13 protein-coding genes are annotated in these 13641 nt (G+C 42.4%); 9 read left to right on the top strand and 4 right to left on the bottom strand.

All coding sequences use genetic code 11. The features are described 5' to 3' along the window. Positions 1-99: 99 nt before the first annotated feature. From pilB to coaE, 4 genes are read left to right on the top strand one after another with little or no spacing between them, the layout of a single operon-like run. Positions 100-1812 (top strand): type IV-A pilus assembly ATPase PilB, encoded by a 1713-nt coding sequence (gene pilB / locus FTT91_RS04280; RefSeq protein ID WP_004975865.1) that lies wholly within the window; start codon positions 100-102, stop codon positions 1810-1812. A 30-nt stretch (positions 1813-1842) separates the two neighbouring features. Then, positions 1843-3069, top strand: a complete 1227-nt coding sequence (locus tag FTT91_RS04275; protein WP_004975864.1) for a type II secretion system F family protein — start codon at positions 1843-1845, stop codon at positions 3067-3069. After that, entirely contained in the window at positions 3069-3929 is an 861-nt protein-coding gene (locus tag FTT91_RS04270) for an A24 family peptidase (protein ID WP_004975862.1), read from the top strand. The genes FTT91_RS04275 and FTT91_RS04270 overlap by 1 nt, the downstream gene beginning before the upstream one ends. A 9-nt stretch (positions 3930-3938) precedes the next feature. Next, a complete protein-coding gene (gene coaE, locus FTT91_RS04265; protein WP_180169032.1) occupies positions 3939-4547 on the top strand; it encodes a dephospho-CoA kinase in 609 nt (202 codons plus the stop codon). On the opposite strand, the gene FTT91_RS04260 is transcribed toward coaE, so the two are convergent. The 3 genes from FTT91_RS04260 to FTT91_RS04250 all read right to left on the bottom strand — a co-directional run bounded on the left by FTT91_RS04260 (position 4544) and on the right by FTT91_RS04250 (position 6777). Then, a complete protein-coding gene (locus FTT91_RS04260; RefSeq protein WP_168417587.1) occupies positions 4544-5473 on the bottom strand; it encodes a DMT family transporter in 930 nt (309 codons plus the stop codon). The two genes, coaE and FTT91_RS04260, sit on opposite strands and share 4 nt — an antisense overlap. Before the next feature lie 42 nt (positions 5474-5515). Further along, the gene (gene rlmB, locus FTT91_RS04255) at positions 5516-6265 is read right to left on the bottom strand and encodes a 23S rRNA (guanosine(2251)-2'-O)-methyltransferase RlmB (protein ID WP_004975856.1); all 750 of its coding nucleotides are present in this window, start codon (positions 6263-6265) and stop codon (positions 5516-5518) included. Positions 6266-6453: 188 nt separating this feature from the next. Next, positions 6454-6777, bottom strand: coding sequence for a pyrimidine/purine nucleoside phosphorylase (locus tag FTT91_RS04250; RefSeq protein ID WP_004975854.1), 324 nt, complete (start codon positions 6775-6777; stop codon positions 6454-6456). Positions 6778-7269: 492 nt separating this feature from the next. Between FTT91_RS04250 and recN the strand changes: the two genes are divergently transcribed. The 4 genes from recN (at position 7270) to FTT91_RS04230 (ending at position 10966) form a co-directional block, all read left to right on the top strand. Next, the gene (gene recN, locus FTT91_RS04245; protein ID WP_154321118.1) at positions 7270-8931 is read left to right on the top strand and encodes a DNA repair protein RecN; all 1662 of its coding nucleotides are present in this window, start codon (positions 7270-7272) and stop codon (positions 8929-8931) included. Positions 8932-9042: 111 nt separating this feature from the next. Then, on the top strand, positions 9043-9597 hold the full coding sequence (locus tag FTT91_RS04240; RefSeq protein ID WP_004975844.1) for a YqgE/AlgH family protein: 555 nt from the start codon (positions 9043-9045) through the stop codon (positions 9595-9597). Next, a complete protein-coding gene (ruvX, locus tag FTT91_RS04235; protein ID WP_104852952.1) occupies positions 9590-10033 on the top strand; it encodes a Holliday junction resolvase RuvX in 444 nt (147 codons plus the stop codon). The genes FTT91_RS04240 and ruvX overlap by 8 nt, the downstream gene beginning before the upstream one ends. Before the next feature lie 150 nt (positions 10034-10183). Next, positions 10184-10966, top strand: coding sequence for an IclR family transcriptional regulator (locus tag FTT91_RS04230; RefSeq protein WP_004975841.1), 783 nt, complete (start codon positions 10184-10186; stop codon positions 10964-10966). Positions 10967-11055: 89 nt separating this feature from the next. Here FTT91_RS04230 and FTT91_RS04225 read toward each other — a convergent pair whose 3' ends face one another. Further along, a complete protein-coding gene (locus FTT91_RS04225; RefSeq protein WP_179993499.1) occupies positions 11056-11673 on the bottom strand; it encodes an alpha-ketoglutarate-dependent dioxygenase AlkB in 618 nt (205 codons plus the stop codon). A gap of 142 nt (positions 11674-11815) precedes the next feature. On the opposite strand from FTT91_RS04225, the gene FTT91_RS04220 reads away from it, so the two are divergent. Continuing rightward, positions 11816-13618: an ABC transporter ATP-binding protein gene (locus tag FTT91_RS04220; RefSeq protein ID WP_180169031.1), complete on the top strand. Its 1803-nt coding sequence runs from the start codon at positions 11816-11818 to the stop codon at positions 13616-13618. The last annotated feature ends 23 nt before the right edge of the window (positions 13619-13641 follow it).

Here is a 13641-nt window from a genome sequence, read left to right as displayed (position 1 = left end):
AGGTGGTGACAGCACTTTCAGATATGGTATTTTTGTGCAACAAAAGTATAATTTTAAGATACCAATTATAAACAATCTTGATTTTGAGGACGTTGGGGAATGTCAGTACAACAAGCTACACCTAGATTTACAGGTTTTATTCGACGTTTGGTCGAAGATGGGCTCGTTTCTGCTGAAAATATGCAAACTGCCATTAAAGCCGCACAAAAAGATAATGTTGATATTGTTCCCTATCTCATTCAAAACCTAAATATCGCGCCTTTAATCATTGCTGAAAAAATTTCTAATGAGTTTGGCGAACCTATTTTTGATTTAAGCGTGTATGACTCTGCGCTCATCGTGCGTGAAGGCATTGATGAAAAACTGTTCAGCAAATATTGCATATTGCCTATTTTTAAACGCAATCATCTGCTTTATGTTGCAACCAGTAACCCGACCAATATCGAAGCAATGGATGCCATTCGTTTCAACAGTAAAATGAATATTGAAGCCATTGTGGTCGAACACGATAAATTGGTAAAACTGATTGAACAAAACTTTGCGAGTGAGTCTGCTTTTGAATTTGAAGATGATGACTTCGATCTCAACTTTGAAGATGGTAACAGCGAACCAGAACAAGCTGCAGAAGATGAACCGCAGGGTGATGAATCCCCAATTGTTAAATACATCAACAAATTACTGATTGATGCAATTCGCATGGGTGCTTCGGACTTACACTTTGAACCGTATGAAAAAACCTATCGAGTGCGTTACCGTGTCGATGGTGTATTACGTCAAATTGCCACCCCACCCTTACAGTTAGCTAACCGCTTGGCATCACGTTTAAAAGTGATGTCCCAAATGGACATTTCTGAAAAGCGTGTCCCGCAAGATGGTCGTATTAAATTAAAACTATCTAAAAATAAATCCATCGACTTCCGTGTGAACTCGTTGCCAACATTGTTCGGTGAAAAAATCGTACTGCGTATTCTTGACCCATCTAGCGCGATGCTTGGGATTGACGCTTTGGGCTATGAACCAGAACAAAAAGAATTGTTCATGGAAGCCTTAGAAAAACCGCAAGGCATGTTACTGATTACAGGTCCAACGGGTTCGGGTAAAACGGTATCGCTATATACAGGCTTAAATATCTTAAACAGAGAAGATACCAACATTTCCACTGCCGAAGACCCTGTGGAAATTAACTTAGAAGGCATCAACCAGGTTAACGTCAACAATAAAGTGGGCTTAACCTTCGCTGCCGCTCTGAAATCTTTCTTACGTCAAGACCCTGATATTGTCATGGTGGGTGAGATTCGTGACCTTGAAACTGCAGAAATTGCAATTAAAGCAGCCCAAACAGGTCACATGGTTTTATCTACCCTCCACACCAACAGTGCGCCAGAAACTTTAACGCGTTTACGCAATATGGGCGTTCCTTCCTTTAACATCGCAACTTCGGTAAACCTCGTCATTGCACAGCGTTTGGCACGACGCCTATGCCCGCATTGCAAAGCTCCTTCCGATATTCCAAAACAAAGCTTATTGGAAATGGGCTTTACTGAAGCCGATTTGAGCAATCCAGAATTTCAGGTCTATCAACCTGTAGGCTGTTCTGAATGCCGTGAAGGTTATAAAGGACGTGTTGGTGTTTATGAAGTGATGAAAGTCACACCAGAAATTTCTAGAATTATTATGGAGGATGGTAATGCCATCCAAATTGCTGATGCGTCAGCAAAATCGGGGTTTAACAATCTGCGTCGTTCGGGGTTACTTAAGGTCATGCAGGGGGTGACTTCATTGCAAGAAGTCAATCGTGTGACCAGTGAATAGTTGTAAAATTTAAAATAAGGATAAATACGCATGGCTGTCAAAAAAGCACAGATGATGCCCACCTTCGTTTATGAAGGGATTGACCGCAAAGGGGCTAAGTTAAAAGGGGAAATTCCAGCGCGTAATATGGCCTTGGCAAAGGTCACATTGCGTAAACAAGGGATTACCATCAAGACGATTCGCCAAAAGAAAAAGAATATTCTTGAAGGCTTAATGAAAAAACGGGTGTCGACCTTAGACATCACTATTTTCACGCGTCAGCTTGCCACTATGATGAAAGCAGGTGTGCCTTTGGTACAAAGCTTTGAGATTGTTGCCGAAGGTCTTGAAAACCCCGCCATGCGTGAAGTGGTTTTAGGCATTAAAGGTGAAGTGGAAGGCGGGAATACCTTTGCTGGCGCATTGCGTAAATATCCTCAATATTTTGACAACCTATTTTGTTCTTTGGTCGAATCTGGTGAACAATCGGGTGCCCTAGAAACCATGCTAGATCGTGTCGCGATCTATAAAGAAAAGAGTGAGTTACTCAAACAAAAAATTAAAAAAGCCATGAAATACCCTGCAACGGTCATTGTGGTGGCCGTGATTGTGACCATTATTTTGATGGTGAAAGTCGTACCTGTGTTTGAAGAGTTGTTTAGCTCTTTTGGTGCGGACTTGCCTGCCTTCACTAAAATGGTGGTGAACATGTCACAATGGATGCAGAAATACTGGTTTATTCTGATTATTGTGATTGGGGTCATCATTGCAGGTTTCTTGGAAACTAAAAAACGCAGTAAAAAATTCCGTGACTTCTTAGACAAAGCGGCACTGAAAGCGCCTATTTTTGGTGACTTGGTCTATAAAGCGATTATTGCACGTTATAGCCGTACTTTAGCCACTACTTTTGCTGCTGGTGTACCCTTAATTGATGCCTTGGAATCTACCGCTGGGGCAACCAATAATGTGGTCTATGAAGAAGCCGTGATGAAAATTCGTGATGATGTTGCGACAGGTCAACAGCTACAATTCGCCATGCGTGTCACCAATAAATTCCCGTCTATGGCAGTGCAAATGGTAGCCATTGGTGAAGAATCAGGTGCGCTAGATGCCATGCTAGATAAAGTCGCAACCCACTATGAAAACGAAGTCGACAACGCAGTAGATGGCTTAACCTCAATGATGGAGCCGTTGATTATGTCTGTCTTGGGTATTTTAGTGGGTGGTTTAGTTGTCGCCATGTACCTTCCAATCTTCCAAATGGGTTCTGTGGTTTAATGCAAGAATTAATCGCGTACTTTATCCAAAATCCAACTGCGCTCTATATCGCAGTTGGACTTTTTAGTTTATGTATTGGCAGTTTTTTGAATGTGGTGATTTACCGCACCCCAAAAATGATGGAACAGGAGTGGCGTAATGACTGCCAAATGTTATTACATCCTGAACAAGCCATTATTGATGAAAGTAAAATCACCCTGAGCAAACCTGCATCGACCTGCCCCAAATGTCACAACCCAATTCGTTGGTATCAAAATATTCCTGTGCTGAGTTGGTTGGTATTACGCGGTAAATGTAGCAACTGCCAAAACCTGATCAGCGTACGTTATCCAATGATTGAAGTATTAACCGCTGTTTGCGCCCTGATTGTGCTTGCGGTATTTGGCCCAACTGTACAAATGCTGTTTGGTTTGCTGCTCACTTATACCTTGATTGCACTCACCTTCATTGATTTTGATACACAACTCTTGCCAGACCGTTACACCCTGCCTTTGGCTGCACTGGGTTTGGCAGTCAACAGCTATGCCATCTATACCTCACCGACATCGGCAATTTGGGGTTATGTAATTGGCTTCCTATGTCTATGGGTGGTGTATTACCTGTTTAAAATCGTCACAGGCAAAGAAGGCATGGGCTATGGTGACTTCAAGCTCCTTGCCGCTTTAGGTGCATGGATGGGGCCGATGATGTTACCCCTGATTGTGCTGCTATCGTCCTTAGTTGGGGCGATTATTGGCATTATTCTGTTAAAAGTGCGTAAAGAAAACCAACCCTTTGCATTTGGTCCGTATATCGCCATTGCGGGCTGGATTGCCTTTTTATGGGGCGAGCAAATCATGAAAGTATATTTGGGACAATAAGGACAGCACATGCGTTTTGTTTTGGGTCTAACAGGAGGAATTGGCAGTGGCAAGTCTGCAGCCAGTGCGTGGTTCGAGACCCAAGGCATTGTTGTGGTCGATGCGGATGTTGTTGCACGTGAAGTGGTTGAAAAAGGACAGCCTACCTTAAAGCAAATTCAACAACACTTTGGCGATTGGGTTTTACTTGAAAGCGGTGAACTTGACCGCCGTGCCTTACGTGAACATATTTTCAAAGAACCGAGCGCCCGCCAAGCCTTGGAAAAAATTACTCACCCTGCAATTCGTGAGTCAATTATTCAGCAATTGCAGCAGGCCAACAGCCCATATGTGATTTTAGTTTCACCATTGCTCTTTGAAACCAATCAACATCAACTGACGCAACACACTTTACTCATTGATGCGACCGAAGCATTACAAATTCATCGAGCATCTCAACGAGATGGTCAAACGGTTGAACAAATTCATAAAATTATTCAGGCACAAATGCCACGTGCTGAAAAACAGCGCTTGGCCAATGATATTGTGCTGAATGATGGGCATTTAGATCATTTGTATAGCAAACTGGAGGTATTACACCAACAGTATTTAACTCGAGCCAATCAATCCTCACACTAATCTGTGTGTGTTTTTTGCTGCTCTAGTTGTGCTTTTAAGCTATCAGGTCTAGCCCACCAACGCCAAGGTTGCAACGCGCCAATCCCCATCCCCAATAAACCACACAAAATTGCCAAGCTCAAAGGCTCACCCAACAACGGCACTGCAAGAATGGCGGCAATAAATGGCGCCAAAGTCACAACACTACCCGCTTTAAATGCACCTAAACGCTTAATTGCTTCAACATACGTTAAGGTGGCAATAATCACGACGAATACACCATGAAAAATGGTTTGTAGCAATAAATGCATGGGTTCGGGTGCGCCAAGTTGTTTTGGGAAAAACAGCAGGTAGATTGGCACATAGACGATTGCCGACCAGATTGCTACACCTGCCATGGCATGCCATGCCGAGAGCTTCCATTGTCTAAGTAAAACAGTAAAGATGCCCCACCAGATGGCACTGATGAAAAACAAGCCATCCCCCAAACCGAATGCGACACCTGTTTCTTGATACATCAACACACTCATACTGGCAATTGCGGTAAGCATAATCGCAATGCTGATCCAAGTATGTCGATCAAATGGAATACGGAACAACACCCAAGCGGCAATAGCTGTACAGACAGGAATACAACCATTCAGAAAGATAGCGGCATGTGCGGCAGGGACATAATGAAATGCACTATAGGCGGTCAGGCAATAACCCACCCCACCAATCATTGCCAAAATAAATGGCTGTTTTTTCCATAAAAATGCCGTATCTTTTTTCCAGATTAAGATCGGCATTAAAATACAAAAAGCCAAGGCAAAACGTAAGGCAGTAATATCCCAAGCACTGATCTGCCATTGTGCATTGAGCCGTGCGGTTAAGGTAAAACCACCCCAAATACACATGGTGACCAATACCAAGGCATAGCCCTGCTTTTGGGGAGATAAATGAATCACTATGTTAAAGCATCAATCCAATAAAAAATCCAGCATCTGTACTTAAGCTTGGCGCTGGCGACAGGCTTCATAAAGTGCCATCCCCGTTGCAACACTGACATTTAAACTTTGCAAATTGCCTGCCATAGGAATAAATACGGTTTGATCACATTGTGACTGAGTAATTGGACGTAAGCCCGTATCTTCTGCTCCCATCACCACACATACCGCAGTACCAGTAAAATCGAACTGCTGAATTGGCAAGGCTTTTTCATCCAACATGGTGCCCACTACGCGCACATTAAACTCTTGTTTCAAATGCGCCAAAGTACGTGCCAAATTGGTCACTTGGATAAATTTGACTTTTTCTGCACCACCTGCAGCTACTTTGCGTGCAGTTGGGGTCAAACTTGCTGAACGATCACGCGGCACAATCACGGCAGTAACCCCCATCGCAGCGGCAGTACGGATACACGCACCCAAGTTATGCGGGTCGGTGACTTGGTCGAGCGCCAAAAGTAAAGGCTTGCTATCAGCCTGCAACAAGGCATCCAAGTCTTTTTCATTCAGAGTTGGATGTGGGCGTACTGCAGCCACCACTCCTTGGTGAAAAGGCAAACCTGCCAGTTTTTCCAAGCTGTCACGGCTGGCTTTTTGCACACTAATGCCAAATGGTTCGGCAAGTTCTAAAATCTTTTGTAAACGCTGATCATCACGCCCTTTTAAGGTAAAAAGAGTTAAGACGCGCTCTGGCTCAAGCTCCAATAATGACTCCACCGAGTGAACGCCATAATAATATTCAGGTTTTGCCATGAACGACCTCTAATTAATGCACCAATAAACCAGCGAAAACGAAAAATCCTGCAAAGCTGACTTTACAGGATTTCAATAAGATCTAGTTTAACCGATTCGGGTGAAAATTTCTTGATTCAATTCCGCTTGATTGGGTGCTCAAGCAGGAGAAAAATGAAATCTTAATTCAATACCCTATTATCGGCTGATTAGCCTTCTAAGTGGCACACGTAATCGAGCACTTCATCGGTTTCGATGCTGAAACGGCTATTGCCAGGCACATAGAACGATTGACCCGCGCGGAATAATTCACTTTCTTCGCTATCGGCAATTTTGACACGACATTCACCTGAAATAATTTCCATACGTTCAGGTACATGCGTTTCAAAAGTCAAGGCTTGTTCAGTCGGTAAAATTACCCCTAAGGTTTTTTTGGTACCGTCTTCAAATTGCACCGTGTGACTGATGCATTGCCCACCAAAATAGACATTCGACTTTTTCACAACTGATACATGATCAAACTGAGCTGACATGCGTATTCTCCAGGTAACGCGTTTTTATATTTTTGACTGATGTAGTTTAATTCTGTCCTCAGAACTAATCAATCTGTGTTTACAGTGGGCTTTGCGTAAATTGAACAATGTTTCAATACGCAGCATGCAACACGCTGACAGCACAGTCTAAGCCAATGCCAGAGGCATGCAAAGTACTCTGCTCTAGATTCTTCCCCACTAAAGTGCTAAATCTGAATGTGAAACAGATCATGAATAGTATCTATATCGTTTAAGTTCCACCATATCAAGCAGCACCGAAAACTCCCCAAGTGAATATACTGCAATTTAATGACCATCCAATGAAATGATCAAATGATCATGTGTTTTATATATGATGCTTATCGGGTACATTTTTTGTTGTTTGCGCTGCAATTTAAGCTAGAATTAAATAGAAGAAAATAACAGCCTTGTTATGGCATTTCCAAAACTTGACTCTCTTTCACTGACACTTTTCGCAGCTTGGATGCGTTTATGCTGACTCATTTAACACTGATTAACTTTGCCCTTGCCGACCACTTAGCACTGGATATTGAAACAGGTTTTAACGTTCTGACAGGGGAAACAGGTGCAGGTAAATCCTTACTTTTAGATGCGCTCTCTGCCTGTTTAGGTGAACGTACCGATACCAATTATGTACGTTTTGGCTCAGATAAAGCCGATGTGACCGCGAGTTTCAGTTATCAGGACAATAGCCCTGAAGCACAATGGCTAAAAGAACATGAATTAGATGATGAGTCTGGTGAAATCCATTTACGTCGGGTAATTTTTGCCACAGGGCGCAGCAAAGCATGGATTAATGGTCGTCCAAGCAGTTTGGCAGAGCTGAAAGAAATTGGACGCTTACTGGTACAGTTATACAGTCAGCACAGTCAGCAACAATTGCTCGAACCGCCTTATCCAAAGCACTGGCTTGATCGTTATTATAATTTTTATACCCCTGCCCAAGCAGTACGTGATGCTTATAGTACCTGGCAAAAAAATATCCGACAGCATCAGGCGGCGCTGGATGCACAGGCAACTCGCAAGCAGCGCATCGAAACTCTAAACTTACAGCTCGAAGAACTCGAAGAACTGGTACAAATCGATTATAAGGAGATTGAACAAGAGTTTGATCGCCTAAGCCATCATGAACATATCATGCAGGACTGCAGTTATAGCTTAAATGCCTTAGACGAAGCCGAGCAAAACATCACTCAGGAAATTGCTTCGATTATTCGCCGCTTGGAATCGCATGCGGGACGAAGTGAACAATTATCAGAAATTTATAACTCATTGTTAAATGCGCAAAGTGAATTAGATGATGCGACAGCCAATTTACGTCAGTTTATTGATCGTCAAAGCTTTGATCCAGAGCGCATGGAAGAACTGAATCAAAAATTAGAAGTCTTTCATCGTTTAGCGCGTAAATACCGCACACAACCTGAATTATTAAAACAAGAATTTGATACTTGGCAAACTGAGCTCACTGCTTTACATGAACTTGAAGACCCTGAAACTTTGGCAGAACAAGTCGAAGTGGCACATCAGGACTTTTTAGCCAAAGCACAACATTTAGATGACATCCGTCGTGAAGCAGCTGCACCGCTCGCTAAACAACTAACCGAGCAAGTTAAACAATTGGCACTGCCTGAGGCACATTTTGAATTTAAATTTGAACCTTTAGAACAAGTTTCTGCGGAAGGGTTAAGTTTTATTCAATTATTGTTTACCGCCAACAAAGGTATTCCTGCACAGCCATTGGCACGCGTGGCTTCTGGTGGTGAATTATCGCGGATTGCCTTGGTTATGCAAGTCATGAATGCCGAAAAAACCGAAGCCGAAGTCTTGGTTTTTGATGAAATTGATGTCGGGATTAGTGGTGGTACCGCAGAAATTGTGGGGCGCTTACTCGCAGGTTTGGCGCAACACGTTCAAATTTTATGTATTACCCACCAAGCACAAGTGGCAGCACAGTCTGATCAACACCTTTTAGTGAAAAAGCGTCAGACCGACCCTGCCAGCAGCACCATTGTTGAATTAGAAGAAGATGCGCGTATTTTAGAATTGGCACGCATGACAGGCGGCGTTGAAATTAATGACACCACCCTGCAACACGCCAAACAATTACGCCAATTGAAGTTTCAACAGGCTTAAAAACCAACGCTGTCACAAAAAGAGCTTGGTGAAATCACAAAGCTCAAGTAACGTGTATCCTAAAGGAATAGGTTTTTCTAGAAGCAACTGTTTTTAAGGAGAATTGCTTAGGTGACTAAACAATATCTGACGCATCGCTGTCTCATAGCCCCGCCCGATATGAATGATGAGTTTTTTGCAAACACCGTCATCTATTTGGCACGTCATGATGAAGACGGTGCGCAAGGCATTATTATCAACCGTCCATCGGGTATCCAAATCAAAGAATTACTCAATGATTTAGATATAGACGCAGATAATGTGCATCCTCACGAAGTTCTACAAGGTGGTCCATTACGACCTGAGGCAGGTTTTGTTTTACACACAGGGCAGCCAACTTGGCATTCATCTATCGCTGTTGGTGAAAATGTCTGTATCACCACCTCTAAAGATATTTTAGATGCGATTGCCCACAACGAAGGCGTTGGACGTTACCAAATTGCCTTGGGCTATGCCAGTTGGGGCAAACAGCAACTGGAACAAGAAATTGCCCGTGGCGATTGGCTCATTTGTGAATCGGACATGGACTTGATTTTCAATTTACCTTATGACGACCGTTGGGATGCCGCTTATCGTAAAATGGGCGTAGATCCAACATGGTTATCTTCAGAGATTGGTCATGCCTGAAACAACACAAGCCCAAACCATTATGGCATTTGACTTCGGTACGCAAAAAATGGGCATGGCTGTGGGGCAGGCACTGATTGAAAGTGCGACCCCACTCGCCCTCTTCCCCATGAAAGATGGCATTCCACAATGGGAAAACTTGCTGAAAATCATCAAGCAACATCAGCCACAATTATTTCTAGTGGGCTTACCTTTAAATATGGATGATAGCGAGTCGGAACTGTCTACCCGTGCACGTAAGTTTGCCAGACGCTTACGCCATCAAAGCAATATCAACACCCTAATGGTCGATGAGCGCCTAACCACACGTGAAGCACGTGATGAGCTTGATCATTATCAAGCCCAAGGGCGTGGCAAAAAGCTCGCAGCCGACAGTCTTGCCGCAGCACTATTGATTGAAAGCTGGTATCGTGAGCCTCACGGCATTCAGCCTTAAATCCTGTTTCTGAATAGATAACAACGACAAACGAAAGAATTGGGATATTGATCGTTAGAATGCCTAAGACCATCTTTAAAAAGTCTATTGGTCTGGCGATTTTTTGATATAAAGTGACACCATCCTTTTGGTGTGAATGGGTAAATCCGCATGGCACTGTCTAGCTTTGGCAAGATTCTCACAGTCTTAGACTTATTTTCAACCGCACGTCCTGTCATTAATGTAGATACCATTAGTGAGGAACTTGGTTTATCTAAGCCTACCAGTTACCGCTATTTAAAAGAGTTGGTTTCAGCAGAGTTGTTGCAGCGCATGAGTGGCACATCGGGAGATTACACCCTTGGGCCAAAAATTGCGGTATTGGATTTTATCTCTCGCACGACCGATCCATTGGTCACCATCAGTATTCCGTTTATGAAAAAAATTGCGGAACGTACTGAATTTTGCTGTTTACTGACCCAACTCAATCAAGATTCCTGCATTGATGTGCATCACGAAATCTTTAAAGATACGCCTTTGCTGTCTTATGGTCGCGGCTGCCCACGTCCTGTTTATGTCGGCTCATCGCCAAAAATTATTATGGCACATCTGCCTAAAGCTAAAATTTTAGACTATTACCAACGTTTTTCTAACGAATTGGCACAAGTCAATTTTGCACAAGATGAAGATGACTTTTTGCAGCAAATGCGCAAAATCAAAAAACAAGGCTATTATTTTTCTAACGGCGAACTCGATGCAGAAATTGCAGGCTTATCTGTACCGATTCGTTTTTCATCTAAAGATGCACCTTATGCATTGACGCTGCTGGCATCTAAAAACCGTTTTGAATTTGTCAATTTGCAAAAACTGATTGAAATTTTGCAGGACAATGCAGAACAAATTGAAAAACAGGTGGAAGTACTGAATACCAGTTTTAGTATAGAACTCACTTAAAGATTTAGGTTGTTGATACCTTAAAGCACTGAATTTAAATACAATTAAAATTTATTTCTGAATAAGGATTTAGAGTGCTAAATCAAGTTTTATTCAATAGCCGTGTGAAAATAGCGAAAGGTCAGATTAATTCTGGGTTGTATAATTTTATTGGACTTCATTAAGGCATGTTTCCAATAGTGTTGTGTCGTGCCACGCATGACCAACAACTGACCGCTGTGCAACAGTAGCTCAACCTTGTTGGCGCGGTGTTTATGCTGAAAACAAAATTTACGGGTTGCCCCCAAACTCAAAGATGCAATGACAGCGTGTCTGCCTAAATTCGGCTCATCATCACTGTGCCAACCCAAGCCCTGCGTACCATCTTGATATAAATTGGCCAAACATGAATTAAAGGGATGCCCGACCCATTGTTCAATTTGCTGTTTCAATCGCCACAAAGCAGGCTGCCATAGCAGTGCCTGCTTAACTGCTCCCGAATAACGATATTGATACTGCTCATCGCCATACCATGCCACTTGGCGCTGTGTCCGATAATACTGACCAAAGAGCAGACCTTCATCAGGCTGCCATGCCAAATGTTGCAGAAAATACTGCAAATAACGCTCACTATGCTCCGCACTCAGCACCAAACCATAGTCCTGCACAATGCCGTCATAAGGCAGTACGTTGTCACAACGCTCAGGTGCAAACAATTCTAGATTCATGGTCATTCCTATGCTGAATAGCTTATTGTTTAATCTAAAACAAGGATCAGGACTGCTCACAAAATGACACAGCTTTTTGGCTTGTGAGTCGTGAAGTTCATCCTTAGACTTAAAATCATCGTTCTTATAACAATAATAGCTTATGAATTTATGGCATTTATTTCAAAAATTGCGTCCCTTCGTTCGACCTTATCAGCTCTTGGTGATTGCTACCTTAGTTTTAACGCTCATCGGCTCATTAACAGCTCAAGTCAATGCACTAACTTTACAATACGCTGTTGACCGTATTAACGCCTTAATTGAGGCAGGACAAGGTCTGTCTGCAGGCTGGCACATTTTAATCACCATTTCAGCCATTTTGCTGGGTAAAGAAATCATCAATGCCTTTGTGCAGTTTGGACAGAAGTTTTATGGTGAAAAACTACGCATTTTTGTGTCACAAGATTTGGCACAGAGCATTATTGAGAAATTTTTGCGTTATCGACTGGCCTTTTTTAATCAGGACAACAACCAAGCAGGTAAATTACAAACACGTATAGATCGTGGCATGGGTTCGCTCACCCGCTTAGTGCAAATTTTCTTTATTGATATTTTGCCACTCTTTACCAGTGCAATTGTGGCTTTGGGCTTAATGTATTATGCCAATGTTTACGTGGGCTTGGTCGCGACACTCATTGTGCCTATTTATTTTTGGCTGACCTATCAGCAGGCACAAAAACTAGGAAGCTGGCGACGTAATTTACGCGATGGACGTGAGAAAAAAAGCCAAGGGATTCTCAGCATCATCAACTCAATTACCGTGATTAAATCATTTAACAGAGAAAGCATTGAAGCAGAAAAACAACTCACCCTGCAGAAAAAACTGACCCACAATCAAATGCAGACTCGCCAAACCAGTTTTTTATTTGATGGTTTAAAAAGCTTTATTGAACAAATTGGCGTGGTGCTGATTATTATTTTAACTGCTTATTTTGTGTTAGATGGACAAATGAGCATCGGCATGATCATGTATCACGTGTTACTGTTTGGCAATGTTTCTGCCCCAATTCGCTCATTGCATCGTATTTATGATGAAGTCAATGATGCAATGATCTATTCAGAAAGCTTCTTTCAAATTTTGGAAGCCGAGCATGAAATTGAGCCAAGTGGTACGCTTAAACCAGTTATTCGAGGGCAGTTTGATCTGCAACAGGTAAACTTTTTTTATCCGAATGGACATCATGCACTCAAAGACATTCAAATGCAGATTCAGCCCAATAAAATTACCGCATTGGTGGGTTTGTCGGGAGCAGGAAAATCTACCCTGATCAGTTTATTAGATAAATTCTATGAACCACAACAGGGAACAATTCAGCTCGATGGGATTGATATTAACCACATCGACACTCAATATTTGCGTGACCATATCGGCTTGGTTTTGCAAAAAAATCATATTTTCCAAGGCTCTATTTTTGAAAATATTCGTTATGGCAAAACTGATGCAAGCTTGGAAGATGTGATTCTGGCAGCCCAAAAAGCCTCTATTCACGAACAAATTTTGCAATTGCCTCAGGCTTATGACGCAGATGCCCTCATGCTTTCAGGCGGTCAACAACAACGGATTGCCCTTGCACGTATGTTCCTGAAAAATCCACCTATTATTTTTTTAGATGAACCGACTGCTAGTCTGGATGCCATTGCAACCGAACAAATCAAACAAAGCCTCGATGAAATTAAACAAGGGCGTACGGTCATCATCATTTCACATAGCTTATCGCAAATTATTGATGCCGATTACACCTATGTCATGAAAGATGGCAGGATTGCGGAACATGGCGAACATGATGCGCTTTATCATCAAAATGGGGTTTATAAAGAAATTTTTGATGCGATGGCAAAAAGTTTAAATATTGAAAAAATTGCCAAAACTTATGAGGATGATGCCGAGGAAGAAACCCATAGTTAATCAAAAAGTGCTTCAATCAGAAG

Source organism: Acinetobacter sp. YH12021 (assembly GCF_013420145.1).
GTDB lineage: Bacteria > Pseudomonadota > Gammaproteobacteria > Pseudomonadales > Moraxellaceae > Acinetobacter > Acinetobacter towneri.
This window is presented reverse-complemented; position numbering and strand designations above follow the sequence as displayed.